An 18,290-nucleotide genomic window follows, 5' to 3' on the forward strand; every position below is an offset into this window, starting at 1 on the left:
CTCACACCCTCCTGATGCGGAGTTTGGTTTTGAGGTCTGTGCGGCAGAAGGCGTGGAGGAAGCAGGTTTGTTCCGAGATGTCGAGCATTTCGCGGGCGGTGTCGTCGGATTCGGAGGTTTCCAGGTAGACATGGGTTTCGATCGGGTCGGTCTCGCCGGCCTTGCCGGTGCCGCCGGACGCGCCGCCGAGGCTGAAATGCGTGTCCTGCACGATGCGGTAATCCGGCAGGTCGAGCTTGAGCATCGACACGAACCGCCCGAACTGGGTCATGAAACAAAACCCGATCCCCGCCGAAATCAGCGTGTTGGCGTCGGGCGCGCGGCCGTCCTCGGAGGACAGGAAGCGGAACGAGGTGCCGTAGGGCGAATATTGCATCTGCTGGATCTCCTTGATCCCGTCCGCGCGCAACTCTGCCACCGCCCCGATATTGAGCCGCCGGTCCTGCTCGTCCGCGAGGCTGCCCGCCGAACCCGAAGTGCCCAGAACCACGTCTTTTTTCGGCGTCGGGCCAACCGGTTCCATCAGCGCCAGATCGCCCGGTTCGGCTTGCGATTTCGCGAAATGGTTGCCCGGATCGGGGAACAGCGCGGCGTCCAGCTCGGCCACCTTGGCGGTCGCCAGCGCGCTGCCGTTCTTGCCCAGCTTGAACAGGCTCTCGAGCTGGCCGCGCATCAACCCGTTCAGCGGCGAGGCATAGGTCGCATCCAGCAGGAACTGGTACAGCGCCTTGTCGTCCAGGTCGCAATCGATCTCGACCTGCAGATCGATATTCTCGGCGCCACCCACCATGGTGCGCTTGGGCATCGAGCCCTTCATCGTATAGTAATTATCCTGGATCAACCTGAGCTTGCGAATCTCGACACCCCGGATTTCCGCCAGCGCGGTGATCTCGTTCATGAAGCTCGCGACCATGCCGCTCGACAGAAAGGCCAGCGGACAGGGTGCCGCGTCATGCCCGTTCAGATAGGGCCCCTCGTCCGAGACCAGCCGCCAGGTCACACCGGTCCGCGCCGAACGCACCAGCGCCTCTTTCTGAAACCCGCTCAGCGACCGCACCCAGCTGCGCAACGCATCCCCCTTGCGGTTCTGCGGCGCATCAATCGACACATCATCCGCATTCGACACACGAAAAAACGCCGGCAACGCACTGCCACGGATCAGGTCTTCTCCAAGCTTCGACATCGGGTCTCTCCTAGGCTGCCGCTCGTACCGAGCGGGAATAAGGGTGGGGAAAAAGGGCAGGGCGCGCCGGGTGGGACCGGCAGGCACTGGCGTCAGAGGCCATGGATGTTGGACAGGATATGCCCGGACATGCCGCCATCCACGGTGAGGTTCGCGCCGCGAAACCACTTGGCCTCCTTGCCGAGCGCAAAGGCCACCACCGGCGCGACATCCTGCGGCGTGCCGGCGCGATCCATTACCTTCATGTCCTCTTCGGCGCGGTCGCCAAGCGTCTGGACGAAATCGCCCAGGATCGGGGTGTCGACCGGGCCGGGGCTGATGCAGTTCATGGTGATGTCGCGCGCCCGCCAGGTCCAGCGGTTCTGCATGGTCCAGACCACCAGCGCCTCCTTGCCCAGGAAATACGAGCGCCCGCCCTCGGCGGCGTTCAGCCCCTGATCCTCGCAGAATGCCTCGATGTCATCCCCGAGCGACAGCGCCAGCGCCGCCTTGACCTGCTCCAGCGCCCCGGCCCAGCCAAACCCGGCAAGCGACGCCAGGTTCGCGATGGATGCGCCATCCGCCAGTTTCGGGATCAGCCCCAGCGTCAGCCGTTGCAACCCAAAGAGATTGACCCTGAGAACCGTGCCTGCCGGCAGCGTCGGCGGCACACCGGCGATATTGGCCAGCCCGTCAATACCCGAGGGAAGCGCCGCGATCAGGGCGTCAATCGCCGCGGGATCGCTCAGATCGACCTGGTGGAACCGGTCGACCCCGGCTGCCGGGTTGCGATCGACGCCGATCACGGTCGCGCCCGCACCCCTGAGGATGCGCGCGGTTTCCGCCCCGATGCCCGATGCGGCCCCGGTGACGACATAGGTCTTTCCCTTGTGCATAAGAATATTCTCCCGTGGGGTTTCGGATTGCGGCGCGGCCAGCGGCCTAGAGCGTCTCCACAAAGCCGGTCAGGCTGGCGGTCGCGAAATCGAGCACGCCCTGGTTTGTAAAACTGCCGTTTTCGACGGATTGCACGGCATGCGGCACGATCACCTCGGGGCCGGAATGCACCCGCGCCAACATGCCGTTCAGCACGTATTTCAGATGCGATTGCGCCCGCACGCCACCGGTCGCGCCGGCGGAAACGGTGATGACAAAGGCCGGCTTGCCCCGGAAACAGGATTGCATCGCCGGGCGTGACGCCCAGTCGATCGCATTCTTGAGCGGCCCGGGAATGCTGTAATTGTACTCCGGGGTGACAAAAACCAGCCCGTCGGCCCCGCCGATGTCGTCAATCAGCCGCTTGACCGCGGCACCGCCCTCGATATCCGAGTTGAAATGCGGAATCGCGTCGATTTCGGCAAAGCCGCTGACGCAGGTGCCCTGCACCGCCTGCGCCAGCGCATTGGCCAGCGCCCGCGAGGACGAGCCCTTGCGCAGGCTTCCGCACAGGAACAAAAGGTTTTTCATCATGTGGTCTCCATCCTGGCCAGTACGAAATCATATTCCACGTCGAAAAAGCGCCCGGTGAATCCATGGCGGGCAGCTTCGGCCGGATCATCGACCGGCTTGAACTCGGCCATCAGGCTTTCCTTGACCCCGAACACACAATCCGAGTGGATATACCGGTCGTCCGGATCAAAGATGTGGGTCGTGAGCTTCTGGTATCCGTCCAGCGACACGAGATAGTGGAAATGCGCCGGCCGATAGGGGTGGCGACCAAGATGCCCCAGCAACTGGCCGACCGGGCCGTCATCGGGGATCGGATAGAATTTCGGCTTGACCGCCCGGAACCAGTATCGCCCGTCGGCTCCGGTGGTGAATACGCCGCGCAGGTTGAACTCGGGCTGAATGCCCTGTTGCTGCACGTCGTAAAACCCTTCGTCATTGGCTTCCCAGACATCCAACCGCACGCCTTCGAGCGGATTGCCGTCAGTGTCGCGTACCACCCCGTGCACGAACATCGGCTCGCCCTTTTGATCGAGACAGATATTGTCCCCCATCTCGCGCTCGGGCGCGCCGTCGACGTGAAACGGGCCAAGAACCGTGTTCTCGGTGGCCCCCGAGGGACGGCGGCTGCGGATCGCGTCGGCCAGCATCGAAACCCCGAGAATGTCCGACAGCAGGATGAATTCCTGGCGCGTGTCGTCGCATATCTGGCCGGTCCGGGTCAGGAACATGATGGCCTGCATCCATTCCTCTTCGGTGGGTTCGATTTCCCGGACCGCCTCGTGCAGCTTGCGGGTGATGACCTCCATCACCTCTTGCAGGCGCGGATTGCCTGCGTTCCTGTTGCGGGCGGTGACCACCTCGACCGAGTTTTCCTCGGTGAAATAACCCGATTCGTGTTCCTGCATTGTCTTCTCCTCCGGCGTTGACCCTCAGCAGCCGCCGCGCGGCGGCTCCGCCCCGTCGAACGCGTCCTGCAACATGGCGCGCAAACCGTCGCGGTCGATCTGGCGCGGATTCCAATAGGGGTTGCCCGAAGCGATATCCGCCGCCCGATCCAGATCCGCCTGCCGGAATCCCAGCTGTTGCAGGCTGGTCGGCGCCCCGAGGGACTTGCAGTAACCGAACAGGCCGGGTCCGGGTTCATCGCCGAAAATCTGGCTGATCGGCTCCAGCTGATCGGGCACGGCGCGGGCATTGAACCCCACCGTATGCGGCAACATGACCGCGTGGGTCTCGGCATGGGGCATGTTGAACGAGCCGCCAAGCGTGTGGCAAATCTTGTGATGCAGCGCCATGCCCACCTGTCCGAGCACCGTGCCGCACAACCATGCCCCGTATAGCGCACTGTCACGGCCCGCCGGAGCGGCCGGATCATCGGCAATCCGCCGCAGCCCCGATTTCATCGCGGCAATCCCCTCGACGGCGAGCATGGATGACACCGGGTTGCGGTCTTGGGCATAAAGCGCCTCTGCCGCATGGGCCATCGCGTTCAGCCCGCTCACCACGCTCATGCCCAGGGGCAGCGTATCGCTCAGCGCCGGGTCATAGATCACCGCCGAGGGCAATACGCGATTGTCCTTAAGCGTTGTTTTCAAACCCTTTTCGGTCTGCCCCAGGATGGGCGTCACCTCGGAGCCCGCATAAGTTGTCGGCACCGCGATCAGCGTCATGTCGCTGCGATAGGCGAGCGCCTTGCCAAGGCCGGTCGTCGACCCGCCGCCAAGCGCGATCAGGCAATCGGCCTTTACCTCGCGGCAATAGGCCAGCGCCGTTTCAGTGACGTCCACGGGGGTGTGCATCACGGCGCCAGCGTAAAGCCCGGCCGCGAGAGGGCCAAGAGCGTCGGCCAGATCCTGCGCCGATTGTCGTTGCGGTTCGGTGGCCAGGACCACCGCTCGCTTGCAGCCCAGGTCAGACATGACCTCGCCGGTCCGGGACAGCATCCCACGACCGAATTCGATCCGCGCAGCCCCCGCCTTGTATGAAAAACGATCCATCGATTCCTCCGCATCACCAGCCTTAATGCATCCATATTTGGTTTCCAAGCAAAATACTGCGGCCTTTGTTCGTGTTATGGATGCATAAAGGATTGACAGAATCCAAAATGCCCGCAACATCTTCAACATTCGCTGATGTGCTCATAGAATGGATTCGTAATTGCAACGCAGCAGCAGGAGTTCGCGGATGTCAGAGGCCGAGAGCAGGGTTCAGTCAGATCTGAGGAAGATGATCCTGGAGGGGGAGATCGGAGCCGGTGAGAAAATTTCAGAGGTCAGTGTCGCACAATTGCTGGGGGTGTCGCGCACCCCTGCCAAGCTTGCGCTGGCGCGGCTTGAAATGACCGGCCTGATCGAAAAGCGCGCGGGGCGCGGGTATGTCGTCTGCGAGGTCAACATCAAGGACGTGGAAAAGATCCTGATCGTGCGCGGCGCGCTGGAAGGATCGGCGGCGGGCTACATGGCGAATTTCGGCGTGCCCGACGAGGCGCGTTGGGCGTTCACCGAATCCCTGCGCATGACCAGCGAGATCATCGCCAAGGGCCACGCCGTGATGCGGGATGTCGAAACCTATCAGGAAGCGAACACCCTGTTTCACACCACCATCATGGAACGCTGTGGCAATGAATATGTCATGAAATCCTATGAACGCCTGCGCCATCTGCCGCTGGCGGAGCTGGGGGCCGTGGCACCCAATACCGACCGTCTGGAGGGCGAGTTCCTGCGGATGTCGATCGGGCATGCCCAGCACGCCGTGGTGCATGACGCGATCCTGCGCGGCGACGCGATGCGCGCGGAAATGGTGATGCGCGAACACTCGAATGCAACATTGGATTATGCGCGGCTCTTCGTGGGCAGGAATGTCGATGCGCATATCCCCTCATTGAAACTTGGCGCCGCCGGATAGCGCGTGCATCCGCGGCGCCGACCCATGAAAGGAACGAACGCTTTGTCACTGGATAAACTCGAAAATCAGCAGGGCCGGGCGGGTCGCGACTATGGCAAGGGCCTGTATATCGGTGGCGAATGGCTGGCGGCCCACGACAACAAGAGCTTTGATGTCCTGAACCCGGCCACCGGCGCGGTCTGGGGGCAGGTGCCGGATGCCGGGCGCCTGGATGCGCAGGCGGCAATCGCGGCGGCGGCCAGCGCCCAGCCGGCCTGGGCCGGGCTGACTTTTTACCAGCGCGGCGTATTGCTGGGCCGTGTCGCGGATGTGCTTGAACGCCGGCGCGATGAATTCATCGCGGCGCTGACCGCCGAATGTGGTGGCTGGGTGCGCAAGAGCAATTTCGAGATCACCTATGCGCCGACGGTCTATCGCGCCGCCGCCGCCGAAGCCTACCGGCAGGTGGGCGAGATGATGCCCTCGGATCACCACAAGGTCAGCATGGTCCAGCGCGTGCCGCTGGGGGTGGTGTCGGTGATCTCGCCCTGGAACGTTCCGCTGTTGCTGTCCAGTCGCGGACTGGGCGTGGCGCTGGCGATGGGCAACACGGTGGTGCTGAAACCGTCCGAGGAAACGCCGATCACCGGCGGGCTGATGCTGGCCGAGGTATTCGAAGAGGCGGGGATGCCGCCGGGTGTGCTGAACGTGGTGACCTGTTCGCGCGAACGCGTGGCCGAGGTTGGCGACGAGCTGGTGGTGAACCCGCTGATCAAGGCCATCAGCTTTACCGGCTCGACCGCCGTAGGCAAACAGATCGCCGCTACGGCGGGGGGGCTGCTCAAGAAAGCCTGTGTCGAGCTGGGCAGCAAGGATTCGCTCTTGGTGCTGGACGATGCCGACCTGGACCGGGCGGTCAGCGCCGCCCGCTTTGGGGCGTTTTTCCACCAGGGACAAATCTGCATGGCGACGGAAAAGATCATCGTCGACCGCAGCCGCGCGGATGAGTTCCTCGCGAAATTCATCATCGCCACCAAGGAACTGCGGGTCGGCGATCCAACCCGGCTGGAAAACCAGATCGGGCCGATCATCAACCGCAAACAGGCCGATGCCGTCGAACGCCACCTGGCCCGCGCCATTGAACAGGGTGTGACCGTGGAACATGGCGGGGGGCGCGACGGGTTGTTCTTTGAACCCACCGTGATCACCGGCGCGACGCCGCAGATGGCGATCTTTCATGACGAGGTCTTTGGCCCGGTTGCGAATATCATCACCGCCGACGACGAGGACCACGCCATCGCCCTGGCGAATGACAGCGAATACGGCCTGTCCGCATCGGTCATGACCCGCGACGAATCACGGGGATTGCGGGTGGCGGACCGCCTGGAAACCGGCATGGCGCATGTCAACGACACCACGATCTATGACGAACCCACGATCCCCTTTGGCGGTGTCAAGAACAGCGGCATGGGCCGCCACGGTGGCCGCTGGTCGGCCGAGACCTTTACCACCACGCGCTGGATGACCATCGAGCGCGGCGGCCGCAAGACGCCGTTCTGACGGCAGCCTCCACCAGTTCACGACAGGAAACACCTCATGGGAAAGGACGAGATTTTGGATCAAGGACTGCTCGATCGACTCGAACTCCGTCAGCTTATCGACAATTGGGCAATCTGGCGCGATGCCGGCATGTGGGACAAGTTCCGCACCGTCTGGCATGATGACGGGCGCATGATGGCCACCTGGACCCAGGGCACCGCCGACGAATTCATCGCCATGAACAAGGCGGGGTGGAAAAAGGGCGTGTCGATCCTGCATTTTCTTGGCGGCTTCAACGCCGAAATCCGGGGAAATCGCGCGATCACCCAGACCAAGATGACCATCTCGCAGCGCGACCAGGTGCATGGCGTGTCCTGCGACGTGGTCTGTACCGGCCGTTTCTATGATTTTCTCGAAAAGCGCGACGGAGCCTGGGGCATGTGCCTGCGCCAGCCGATCTATGAAAAGGACCGGCTCGACAAGGTGAACGCGAATGACGTGCTCGAACTGGACCAAGCGCTGCTCGGGGAATTCCCCGTCGGCTATCGCCATCTGGCCTATATCCAGACCCAGATCGGATACGAGGTCGAACGCAACATGCCGGGCCTCAAGGGCGAACGGGTCGAAGAGCTCTATGCGGAAGGCCAGAAATGGCTGAACGGCGAGGCGATCAATTGGGCCGGAAACACCTGGGGATGAGCCGGCGCAACCGCGCGGCCCCCGGGGCATAATCCAATCAGGGAGGAAACCATGAAATCCAAAGGGAATACAACCGCGATAGCCGCGGCCTGTCTGGCGCTGCTTGCCGCGCCGGCGGCGGCGGACAAGATCAAGATGACCGCCGCATCCAGCCACCCCCCGGTGCTGCCCTGGGTCGACGTGCTGACGAACCACGTGGTCCCGGAGAGCAACGCCCGTCTCAGCGCGATGGGCAGCGACAACGAGATCATCTGGACCGAGGCCTATGCCGGGGCACTGTTCAACGCGTCCAACGCGCTGGAAGGGGTCGAGGCCGGGCTGGCCGATCTGGCGTGGGTCGGAACGATATTCGAGCCGGCCAAGCTGCCCTTGCAGAACGTGCATTTCTATGCGCCCTTCGTGGTGGGCGACGTGCACACGTTGACCGAGATCGGCAATGAGCTGCATGACACCGTGCCGGCGCTGAACGCGCAATGGGACAGGTACAACCAGAAATTCCTGGGCGCGATGGCGGATGGCTCATACCACCTGATCACCAACAAGCCGATCAACTCGATCGAGGATCTGCAAGGCATGAAGCTGCTGGCCGGCGGGGCGGTGGCCAACTGGTTGCAGGGCACCGGGGCGACGGCGGTGAACTCGTCCTTTCCGGAATTCTACAACAGCATCTCGACCGGTGTCGCCGATGGCGCGGTGATGACGATCAACGGGATGCTGCCCTTCAAGATTCACGAAGTCGCGCCCTATATCACACTTGTCGACATGGGCGGGCCGATCACCGGGGTGCTGACCGTGAACAACGACACCTGGGACAGCCTGCCGGGCGACGTGCAGGACACCTTGTCCGAACTGGGCCGCGAATACAGCGTCAAGGTGGCCGACACGGTCGCCGCCCGCGAGGAAAAATTCCTCGCCACGATGCAGGAGCAGGGGGCCAACGTGTCGACCCTGAGCGCCGAAGAGCGCGCGAAATGGGCCGCCAACCTGCCGGATCTGGCCGGTGACTGGGTCAGGCTGAACACCGATGCGGGCCTGCCCGCGGATGAGGTGCTCAGGGCGTTTCTTGACGGCGCGCGCAGCCGTGGCTTTGAGCCGCTGCGCGACTGGACACAGTAAGCAGCATCAGGCGCGACAGGAGAAACGCAATGGCCGAGATCACCCCGAAACCGGAGACGACCACTGGCGCGGGGCACGGCCCGGTCATTGCGCTGGCACACCGACTGGATGACGCGTTGCGACGCGTGACCGAAGCCATGAGCAGCATCGGAACCGTCTGGTTCTTTGCGCTGGTCATCCTGATCTGCGCCGAGGTGATCGCGCGCGAGTTCTTTCTGGCACCGATCCGGGGGGTGACCGAGCTGGCCGCCTATTCGATTGTCGGAGCCACCTTTCTGCAACTCTCGAACTCGCTCTATTCCGAACGCATGACCCGCGCCGATTTCCTGCTGTCGATCTTTGGCAAATGGTTCCCGGCGGGTCTTGCGGTGCTCGAGGTGATCATCTCGCTGATCGGGCTCTGGGCGATGATCATCCTGACCCAGGCGGCCTGGCCCAAGCTGGTGGAAACCTATGTCGAAGCCGAGATCGTCGGCATTCCGGGCGAGTTTTCCTTTCAGGTCTGGCCACTTCGCCTGTTGGTGGTGCTGGGCAGCGCGATGACCGCGCTTGCCTTTTTCGCCCGCGCCCTGCGCCGGATTGGGGCGGTCAACGCGCAACATGGCAAGGCCGGGCTGGTTGCGGTAGCGGTGACGCTGGTGGCGCTGGTCAGCCTCTGGTACGCGGTCTTTCCGGCGGTGATGGATGCCGGCCTGTCGAATTTTGCCATCGGGGCGATGATGCTGGCGGTGCTGTTCGTGGTGGTCCTGATGGGGGTACATATCGGCATCACCATGATGCTGATCGGGTTCCTTGGCCTGTGGTTGCTCAAGGGGCGCATCGCCTTTGGTTACTCCATGCTGGGCCTTGCGGGGAACGAATTCCTGGCGAATTACTACTTCAGCGCCGTACCGCTCTTTGTGCTGATGGGGCTGCTGGTCGCCGCGGCGGATATCGGACGCGAGACCTTTGCCGTCGCCAGCTGGCTCACCCGGCCGATCCGGGGCGGGCTTGGCATCGCAACAGTGGGGGCCAATGCGCTGTTCGCGGCGATCACCGGCTCGTCGGTGGCCTCGGCGACGGTGTTTGCCAAGGTGGCAACCCCGGAAATGATCCGCCATGGCTATAACCGGAAATTCTCGGTGGGCGTGGTGGCGGGCAGCTCGGTGCTCGGGATGCTGATCCCGCCCAGCCTGCTGTTGATTGTCTATGGCTTCCTGGCCGAGCAATCCGTGGGCTTTCTCTTTACCGCCGCGATCATTCCGGGGGTGATCCTGGCCATGGCGATGTCCGGACTGATCTGGTTCAGCGCAACCTTCCGCCCCGAGACCGTCTTTGACACACACCCGGATGCCGGTGATGTCGAGGAATTCGAGGGCATCGGCAAGGCGGCCATGTACCTCGCGCCGATCCTCGGGCTGATCGCGCTGGTTCTGGGGGGCATCTATGGCGGGCTGTTCACCCCGACCGAAGGCGGGGCCGTGGGGGCGGCGGGGGCGCTGCTCTATGCGCTGGCCCGTGGCCGGTTGCCGCTTGGCACGCTCTGGAGGGTGATGGTCGAAACCGGCCAGATCGCCACCACGGTGCTTTTCCTGATCCTGGCGGCGAACATCTTTACGATCATGCTGGCTTCGTCGGGTTTCGTGCAGAACATCAGCGGCATCATCAACGGTCTGAACCTGAACCTGTTCCAGTTCGCGGTCTGTTATGTCCTGCTGCTCGTCATCCTGGGGATGTTCCTTGAGTCGGTGTCGATCATGCTGATCATCGTTCCCATCGCGCTGCCCACGGCGCTGGCCCTGGGCGGGGACGCGATCTGGTTTGGTATCCTGACCGTCATCGCGGTCGAGATCGGCCTGCTGACCCCGCCCTTTGGCCTGTCCTGCTATGTGGTCGCCGCGACCCTGCGGGACATGGGGGTGCAGCTGGTGGATATCTTCAGGGGCGTGATGCCGTTCGTGCTGGTGATGTTCCTTGTCACCCTGTTGCTGATCGTCTTTCCGGTGCTGGGCTCGGTGACGCTGCAATAGCCGGTGAGCCGCCCTGCCGGATCGGCACCGCCAGCCCGTGGATCTGACTGGCGGTGCCGATCCCTATTGCAAGGCCTGCGCATCCGGGGGGGCCACGATCAGCCTGCGAGCGTTTCTGGTGTGAACCGTGCTTTCCAGGTGGAACTCCAGCAATGCCTCTGACAGGTTTTGCCTGATGTCGCCATATGCCGGGTCGTCCCAGACGTTCCTGCGCTCTCCCGGATCGGTGACGAGATCGAACAGCTGGCCCTGGGATGATCCCCTGAAGCGGACCAGCTTATGCGTTTCCGACCTGACCATGGTCAGATAGCTTGCCCCTGTCATGTTCACATCACCGGCCTGTTCACAGAAAACATGGCGGCGACCCGCGAATGGCCGCCCCTCCAGCGCCGGGTTGAGCGACATGGCTTCCAGCGCGCTGTCGGGCGTCACGCCGGCCCATTCGAGAATCGTCGGCCCCAGATCGAACAGCTGAACCATCTCGGAGATTCTGCGCCCGCCCGCAAACCGGCCCGGGGCCGAGATGATCATCGGCACGCGTGTCACCTCGTCATACGGGGCCCATTTCTGGCTCAGCCCGTGATCGCCCAGGTTGTCGCCGTGATCCGAAGTAAAGATCACGATGGTATTGTCCATGTTGCCGCGGGCCTGCAACGTATCGAGAATCCGCCCGACCTGGATGTCGATCATTTCGCAATTGGCATAATAGTAGGCACGCATTCGCCGCAATTCGTCGGCGGTCGGGTCCAGCTTCCACGCAACGCTGTCATGATCGACCTCGACATCATGTTCGCGCTTGTCGATCCATGGCTGCGCCAGCGCCTTCAGGTCTTCGTCCGATACATCGGGCAGGGGCACATCCCGCGCCATGTATTTCTCGGCCATTTCCGGCGTCGGATCATAGGGCGGATGCGGTCCGGGAAAGCCGACCACCAGGAACAGGGGTTTCTCGACGGGCTTGGTTTCCAGCCACCAGCACGCCGTGTCGCCGATGAAATTGTCCGACTGCAATGCCGCGGGAAGATCCCAGGTGAAGGCCCCAAGCCGGTCCTTGTAATCGGGGCGTTTGCGATATTCTTCGCGCTGCTGCTTTTTCAGACCGTGGCTGGCCAGCGCCTTGTCCCATTCGTCAAAGAACCAGCGGCCTTCCATGTAGCGGTCCTTGTTTTCGACCACGAACCGTTCATGAAACCCCGCCTTGGCATCATAGGGGATGGTGTGCATCTTGCCCACGTTCACACAATGATACCCCGCATTGGCCAGGTCCGACACCCAGGTGCGGCTCCATGGCTGGCCATTGGCCAGAACACCGTTGGTATGCGGATAATACCCGGTGAACAGGCTGGCGCGGCAGGGCACGCAGGATGGCGCGGTGACATGGCATTGATCAAAGCTGACACCCGTTTTCACCAGCCGGTCGATATTGGGTGTGTCCATATGCGCGGCACCAAGGGCGCGGATCGTGTCATAGCGCTGTTGGTCGGTGATGATGAAAACGATGTCAGGGGCAGTCGTCATTGCAGATCCTTCAAATCTTGAGTTCGTAAAAACGGTCGGCCAGCACATCCAGATGCGATTGCATTGCCGTGCGGGCCGCGTCGGCGGAGCGTCGCGAAAACGCCCGCAGGATGACCCTGTGGTCTTCGACCGACTGACGCCGGTTGGCGGGATGCCGGGTCTGATCGTACCAGAACGCCCACATGTCGCTTTCGCGCATACGCCAGAGCTGTGACACGAAACCCGACAGCACGTCATTGCCCGCCGCCTCGGCGACAAGCTCGTGAAACAGGGCATCGGCCGCGTCGAACGCGGCGATGTCGTCAATCGTTTCGGCCATCCGGTCATTGGCCTGCCGCATCCGCTCGAGCTGTGCCGGGGTGGCATTGCAGGCGGCCAGCGCCGCGGTTTCGGCCTCGACCAGGCGACGCGCCGCCAGCACCTCAGACGGGGCGACGGAATCCGGCTCGGGCAATTCGCTGCGCCCGCGAACGGATTCGTCAAGAACATAGACCCCCGCTCCGACCTTGATCTCGATGTAGCGCATGATCTCCAGCGCCAGCAAAGCCTCGCGCACCGTGGTCCGGCTGACGTCAAGCGTCTGGGCCAGTTCGCGTTCCGGTGGCAGACGCGCGCCGGCGGCATAGCGGCCGTTCTGGATCTCGGCGGCCAGTTGGCGGGCGATCTGCAAATACCGGCGACTGCCGGTGGGAAGGTCCAGCGGGTTCAAGGTGTCTTCTCCGTTGCTGCGGTGGCGCGCCGGGCAATCCGGGTGGCGACATAGGGCCAGGCAACCGTCAGGATTGCGAGCGCGAGAAACAGCAGGGCATAGGGACGTTCGAGGATCTCGACGACATTGCCGTCCGACATCATCAGCGACGCGCGCAGCTGTTCCTCGGCAATCGGGCTGAGCACAAAGCCGATCACGAAGGGGCCAAGCGGAACCCGGCAATATTCCAGCCCCAGACCGACCACGCCAAAGGCAACCATGACCCAGACGTCGGCAAAGCTCGAATTCACCGCGTAGGATCCGGTGACGCAGAACACCAGGATCACCGCCATCATCCCCGAGCGCGGCAATCGCACGATCTGAGCGATATAGCGGACCGTTCCCCACATCAGCATCAGCATCAGCACATTGGCCACCAGGTAGGCCGCAATGATCCCATATGCGATCTGGGGCGCGCTCTGGAACAGCAGCGGGCCCGGTTGCAGATTGTGGATCGTCAGGGCTCCGATCAGGATCGCTTCGGTCACGCTGCCGGGGATGCCCATCGTGATCAGCGGAATGAGCGCGCCGCCGATCGACGCATTGTTGGCGCTTTCGGCCGCGATCACCCCCGGCTCATGCCCGGTGCCGAATTTGCCGGGTTCCTTGGACATTTGCTTTTCCGTCGAATAGGACATCAACGCCGCGATATTGGCCCCGATACCGGGCAGCAGGCCGATCCAGGTTCCGATCACCGACCCGCGCAGCAGTTTGCCCACATAACGCATATCGCTGCGATAGATCGGCAGGCGGTTCTTGGGGATCGCCATGGCCGTTCCGCCCTGCGCCGTGGCGGCGTCGCGCAGGATCTGGCTGATTGCAAAGGCCCCGATCAGCACCGGCAACAGGCCGAACCCCGACAACAATGTCGACGATCCGAATGTCAGCCGTTCCTGCCCGATCGAACTGTCAATTCCGGGCAGGGCAAAGGCCATCCCAAGCGCTGCCGCCATCAGGCCCTTGGTCATCGAAGCCTGCGACAGCACGGCCAGCATCACCAACGCCATCAGCACCAGTGTAAAATACTCCCACGGGCCGAATTGCAGCGCAAACCGAGCCAGCGCCGGAGACATCCCCGCGAGAAACCCCCACGAGACGATGCCGCCGAACACCGAGGCCATGATTCCCAATGCCAGCGCCCGCTCGGCCTTGCCCTGCATCGCCATCGGATAGCCATCAAAGGTCGTCACGATCGAGGCCGGCGTGCCCGGCATCCGCAGCAGGATCGCGGTGATCAGGCCACCCGAGATGCCACCGACATATTCGCCAATCAGCAATGTCACCGCGCTGACCGGCTCCATATGAAATGTCAGGGGCAGCGTCAGCGCAATCAGCATCGAAGCGGTCAGCCCCGGAATCGCGCCGACCACGATCCCGAGCGCGGTTCCGACAAACAGGAACAGCAGGTTCTGCCATTCAAGAAGCAGCAGGAAGGCATCGAGCATCGGCTATCCGATCGTGATATAGAGAAAGCGGCTGAGGATCGTCGAGATCGCCAGCGACAGCACCAGCCCGACCCCCGCGAACACGGCACAGTTCAGCCAGCTCCTGGCGCCGATGCTCAGCCCGACCGCCACGACAAAGACCGTAGTTGCCGGGACAAACGGCGCGCGCAGCACGTCCAGCGCAAAGACATAGGCAACAAGGGCCGCCAGCACCGCCAGCCCCTTGCGCGGGTCCGTGTTGTGGGCCTCAAGCTCCGGCACCTGCCAGCCCCGGCGTAACCGCATGATGGATCGCACCGCGAGGATCCCCGCAAACAGCAGCAGCAACACCCCAAGTATCCGCGGAAGCGCCGCCGATCCCAGCGGCTCGAACCGCGGAGGCGGCAGCTTTGCCGCGCCGACGAACAACACCACCGCCCCCGCCGTCACCAGCAGGGACAGGGCCAGATCGGCAACGCAACGGCGCTTGGCTTCTGTCATCGGTTTTCCTCCGCCGCCAGGTCCGGCCTAGTTGATCGTCGCCGCGATGGCCTTGAGCGCGTCAAGCTGTTTGCGCGCGTCCTCCATCGCCTCGGGGCCCGGGGTCCAATAGGGCTGCAACGTGTTGTTTTCAAAGTATTCGATGATCTCGGGGTCCATGATCGCCTGCTCCAGAGCCGCCGCCAGCGCCGCGACATTTTCATCCGGGGTCGATGCCGGTGCCAGCCACCAGTTGGGGTTCGCCCAGGACACGTCATAGCCCAACTCCAGCGCCGTCGGCACATCCGGCAGATCCGGCAGACGCTCGCGGCCGAAATAGACCAGCGGGCGCAGCCCATCGCCCTGCGCCAGGTATTCGGATGCCGCAAACAGCGCGATGTCGGCATTGCCACCCAGGATCAGCCGCAGGCGGTCCGCCCCCGAATTGGCGGTGACATAGCGCGTCTCGAACCCGGCTTCGCTGGCCAGCATCGCGCCGACGAAATGCGGAATGGTGCCAATGCCGACCGCTTCGACCAGGCTGCGCGGATCGGCCTTCAGATGTGCGATCAGGTCCTCCATGGTCTGGAAGTCACTGTCCGCGCTGACCACCCAGACCGGGCTGCCGCCGCCGGTATAGCCGATGGATTTGAAGTCATCGAGGTCAAAGTCGCCAAGCTCCATCGCCATCGCGATCAGCGACTGGTGGTGCCAATGCATGATCGTATGGCCCGCGTCATCGCCACGCTGCATCCGGCTGACGGCGTTCGCACCGGCTCCGCCATCTGCGTTCACCACCGCCATCGGCTGGGAAAGCCAGCCTTGCTGCTGAATTTTCTCGCCCATGAGCCGCGCCACCACATCGGTCCGACCACCCGGCTTGAAGGGCACAATGACCTCGATCGGCTTGCTCGGAAAGTCCTGCGCCGCCACCGGGGCCAAACCGATTGGTCCAACCGGAAGGGCCAGCGCAAGCGCTCCAACCCAAGCCGCCAAGGTCATTCCGCGTGAAAATCTTATCATTATGGGCCTCCCCCCATTGCATGAGACTTTGTTTCGCTATATTGGACCAACCAATACGACCAAATCTTAAAACTGTCTAGACCAATTATGCCCTGACCCAGACATGAGCGACCCGCGCCCCAATATCGTCCTTGTCATGACCGACCAACATGCCGCCCGCGTCCTTGGCGCTTCGGGCGACCGGTTTGCGCAAACCCCCGCGCTGGATGCGCTGGCCGCAAGGGGCACGCGCTTTGAAAACTGCTATTGTCCTTCGCCGCTCTGCGTGCCGTCACGCATGGCTTTTCTGACCGGGCTGGAGCCGCATGTCTCCGGAGTCCTGGGCAATGATGATTACCTGCGCTCCGACATTCCCACCATCGCCCACGCCATGGGGGCAGCGGGATATGAGTGCCGGCTGATCGGGCGCATGCATTTCTATGGCCCCGATCAGCATCACGGCTTTGCCAGCCGGCCCATCGGCGACATCGGTCCCAGCTGGCCGGGCTCGGGCGCACCGGATATCGGGCCGCTGACCTCTGCACGGGGAAATCGCGGCCCGGAGCTTGAGGGCTCGGGGCGTGGCGAAACGTCGTATCAGGCCTATGACCACGCGGTGACCGATCATGCTGAGCGCGAAATCAACGACCTCATCCGCCAACGCGACAGCACGGGTCGGCCGTTCTTTGCCCTGGTCAGCCTGTTCTGCCCACATCCGCCCTATATCGCGCAGCCCGAGGATTACGATTCTGTAGTTCAAACCGGCGTGCCGCCCGTTCGCCTGCCGCCCCCGGCGCATCGCCATCCCGCCCTGGCCGAATGGGCCGCTGCCGGCGGGGTCGATGCCGTTTCAGCCTCGGCCATCGGCAAAAGCCGCGCCGCCTATTATGCGCTGGTGCGCATGATCGACCGGCTGGCGGGGCGCGTCCTGGCCACGATTGCCGACCGCACCGACACCGTCGCAATCTATACGTCGGATCACGGCGAAGCCCTGGGCGAGCGGGGCCTGTGGTGGAAGAGCACCTTCCACGAGGAAAGCGTCAAGGTGCCGTTGATCATTTCCGGCGGCGGGTTCGGGCAGGCCGCGGTCGACCAACGCGTGACCAGCCTGATGGACCTTTCTGCCACGCTGCTCGGGCTGTCACATGCGCGGAATTTGCCCGGTCACACCGGACGCGACCTGCGCGACGGTGCCACTTGGCCGGATCAATGCATGTCCAGCTATTACGGTGGCCTGATGAATATCCGCACCACGAATGTGCGGCACCGCATGATCCGCCAGGGCCGCTACAAGCTGTGCTGGTACGACGGTCATGACCCACAGCTGTTCGACCTGTGGCAAGACCCGGACGAGTTGAACGACATCGCCGGCCAAGAAACCGAAATTCTCGCCACCCTGACGCAAGATGTGCTTGCAGGCTGGTCACCGGACGTCATCCGCAGGACGCAACAGGTCTCACAGGCCCGCACGAACCTGATCCGCGACTGGGTCGCGCGCTGTACACCGGATGAGCCAACCCGATGGCACGACCCAAACCCAGAGCGCAACAAGTTGCAATGAAGCGAAACCCGAGGAGCTTAGAGACAATCTCTTCGGGCTCTTCTAGTACTACAGTTGCGCATTGATGCGCAACTTCCGATGAGCGATGGCAGCGATCGCTTGGTGTTCTCGCCGCCATCGTGACCAGTCCCAGACAAAGGCGAAGGTCAATATCGGGCGCGGCAGGAGGCGGGCGATCAGGTAGCGAATTTCCGCTGTGGTCAACGTGTTTCGGAGCCGTTTGATTATGCTGCTGCCGGTTGGCTCCGCGGACCCGTTTTGTTCGGTTTGCTGAAGGCCGTGCGGCGCTGAGGCGTGCGAGGAGCGCGGCGGCGGCCATCACCAGGCTCATATGTCGATGCCAACCGTGCCAAGAGCGCGCCTCGCAATGATTGAGACCGAGATCATCTTTGGCGCGCAGTAAGCATTCCTCGATGGTCCAGCGCGGCCTTGCTGCCTAAATCAGTTTCTGAGCGGAGTTCCCCTTTCCCCGGACGGACTTATCCTACGGCCACTGTGACGGGTATGCCAAGCGCGGTGTAGCCATTCGGCACGGCCATGCGGACCTGCAGCTCCGCGACCTGGCGGTCGAAATCTTGAGCCATCAGTGACTGGCCAAGCAGCTTGATACAGTTCATCTTGCTTTCGACCCGGCTCTGACGGTGACACCCGCTCCATCCACTGCCCGGCAGGCGCATCCGCAGGATGCTGCCGAGAGGGG

Annotated in this window: 16 protein-coding genes and 2 pseudogenes; 6 read left to right on the forward strand and 12 right to left on the reverse strand. The window is 63.0% G+C overall.

Features of this window, described 5'->3' with window-relative positions; all coding sequences use genetic code 11:
- Window position 1: 1 nt before the first annotated feature.
- From ACP15R_RS26560 to ACP15R_RS26580, 5 genes are all read right to left on the reverse strand, one after another.
- Window positions 2-1,183, reverse strand: coding sequence for an OsmC family protein (locus ACP15R_RS26560; protein ID WP_424988067.1), 1,182 nt, complete (start codon window positions 1,181-1,183; stop codon window positions 2-4).
- Between the two features lie 92 nt (window positions 1,184-1,275).
- Window positions 1,276-2,058, reverse strand: a complete 783-nt coding sequence (locus ACP15R_RS26565) for a coniferyl-alcohol dehydrogenase (RefSeq protein WP_424988855.1) — start codon at window positions 2,056-2,058, stop codon at window positions 1,276-1,278.
- 46 nt (window positions 2,059-2,104) lie between these two features.
- The gene (locus tag ACP15R_RS26570; RefSeq protein WP_424988856.1) at window positions 2,105-2,629 is read right to left on the reverse strand and encodes an NADPH-dependent FMN reductase; all 525 of its coding nucleotides are present in this window, start codon (window positions 2,627-2,629) and stop codon (window positions 2,105-2,107) included.
- On the reverse strand, window positions 2,629-3,516 hold the full coding sequence (locus ACP15R_RS26575; protein ID WP_424988857.1) for an intradiol ring-cleavage dioxygenase: 888 nt from the start codon (window positions 3,514-3,516) through the stop codon (window positions 2,629-2,631). The genes ACP15R_RS26570 and ACP15R_RS26575 overlap by 1 nt, the downstream gene beginning before the upstream one ends.
- Before the next feature lie 24 nt (window positions 3,517-3,540).
- Window positions 3,541-4,608 carry a maleylacetate reductase gene (locus ACP15R_RS26580; RefSeq protein ID WP_424988858.1) on the reverse strand — a complete coding sequence of 356 codons (1,068 nt, stop codon included), beginning with the start codon at window positions 4,606-4,608 and terminating at the stop codon, window positions 3,541-3,543.
- A gap of 187 nt (window positions 4,609-4,795) precedes the next feature.
- Between ACP15R_RS26580 and ACP15R_RS26585 the strand changes: the two genes are divergently transcribed.
- Genes ACP15R_RS26585 through ACP15R_RS26605 form a run of 5 tightly spaced genes read left to right on the forward strand, consistent with a single transcriptional unit; the run spans window position 4,796 to window position 10,857 of the window.
- Complete coding sequence (locus ACP15R_RS26585; protein WP_424988859.1) at window positions 4,796-5,515, forward strand: GntR family transcriptional regulator; 720 nt, start codon at window positions 4,796-4,798, stop codon at window positions 5,513-5,515.
- Between the two features lie 42 nt (window positions 5,516-5,557).
- Window positions 5,558-7,054, forward strand: a complete 1,497-nt coding sequence (locus tag ACP15R_RS26590; protein WP_424988860.1) for an aldehyde dehydrogenase family protein — start codon at window positions 5,558-5,560, stop codon at window positions 7,052-7,054.
- 36 nt (window positions 7,055-7,090) lie between these two features.
- Window positions 7,091-7,732 (forward strand): nuclear transport factor 2 family protein, encoded by a 642-nt coding sequence (locus tag ACP15R_RS26595; protein ID WP_424988861.1) that lies wholly within the window; start codon window positions 7,091-7,093, stop codon window positions 7,730-7,732.
- Between the two features lie 51 nt (window positions 7,733-7,783).
- Entirely contained in the window at window positions 7,784-8,848 is a 1,065-nt protein-coding gene (locus ACP15R_RS26600) for a C4-dicarboxylate TRAP transporter substrate-binding protein (protein WP_424988862.1), read from the forward strand.
- Between the two features lie 29 nt (window positions 8,849-8,877).
- Complete coding sequence (locus tag ACP15R_RS26605) at window positions 8,878-10,857, forward strand: TRAP transporter large permease subunit (RefSeq protein ID WP_424988863.1); 1,980 nt, start codon at window positions 8,878-8,880, stop codon at window positions 10,855-10,857.
- A gap of 63 nt (window positions 10,858-10,920) precedes the next feature.
- On the opposite strand, the gene ACP15R_RS26610 is transcribed toward ACP15R_RS26605, so the two are convergent.
- The 5 genes from ACP15R_RS26610 to ACP15R_RS26630 are packed head-to-tail and all read right to left on the reverse strand — an operon-like array spanning window position 10,921 to window position 16,050.
- Window positions 10,921-12,375, reverse strand: a complete 1,455-nt coding sequence (locus tag ACP15R_RS26610; protein ID WP_424988864.1) for a sulfatase family protein — start codon at window positions 12,373-12,375, stop codon at window positions 10,921-10,923.
- A 10-nt stretch (window positions 12,376-12,385) separates the two neighbouring features.
- Entirely contained in the window at window positions 12,386-13,084 is a 699-nt protein-coding gene (locus ACP15R_RS26615; RefSeq protein ID WP_424988865.1) for a FadR/GntR family transcriptional regulator, read from the reverse strand.
- On the reverse strand, window positions 13,081-14,568 hold the full coding sequence (locus ACP15R_RS26620) for a tripartite tricarboxylate transporter permease (protein ID WP_424988866.1): 1,488 nt from the start codon (window positions 14,566-14,568) through the stop codon (window positions 13,081-13,083). Before ACP15R_RS26620 ends, ACP15R_RS26615 begins: the two co-directional genes overlap by 4 nt.
- A gap of 3 nt (window positions 14,569-14,571) precedes the next feature.
- Complete coding sequence (locus tag ACP15R_RS26625; protein WP_424988867.1) at window positions 14,572-15,048, reverse strand: tripartite tricarboxylate transporter TctB family protein; 477 nt, start codon at window positions 15,046-15,048, stop codon at window positions 14,572-14,574.
- 27 nt (window positions 15,049-15,075) lie between these two features.
- Window positions 15,076-16,050 carry a Bug family tripartite tricarboxylate transporter substrate binding protein gene (locus ACP15R_RS26630; protein ID WP_424988868.1) on the reverse strand — a complete coding sequence of 325 codons (975 nt, stop codon included), beginning with the start codon at window positions 16,048-16,050 and terminating at the stop codon, window positions 15,076-15,078.
- Window positions 16,051-16,153: 103 nt separating this feature from the next.
- Here ACP15R_RS26630 and ACP15R_RS26635 point away from each other — a divergent pair, with 103 nt between their 5' ends.
- A complete protein-coding gene (locus ACP15R_RS26635) occupies window positions 16,154-17,590 on the forward strand; it encodes a sulfatase-like hydrolase/transferase (RefSeq protein ID WP_424988869.1) in 1,437 nt (478 codons plus the stop codon).
- 224 nt (window positions 17,591-17,814) lie between these two features.
- On the opposite strand, the pseudogene ACP15R_RS26640 reads toward ACP15R_RS26635, so the two are convergent.
- Window positions 17,815-18,014, reverse strand: a pseudogene (locus ACP15R_RS26640) (IS701 family transposase); the annotation flags it as partial.
- 55 nt (window positions 18,015-18,069) lie between these two features.
- Window positions 18,070-18,290: pseudogene (locus ACP15R_RS26645) on the reverse strand (hypothetical protein); the annotation flags it as partial.

It is taken from the genome of Microbulbifer sp. S227A, from assembly GCF_049800935.1.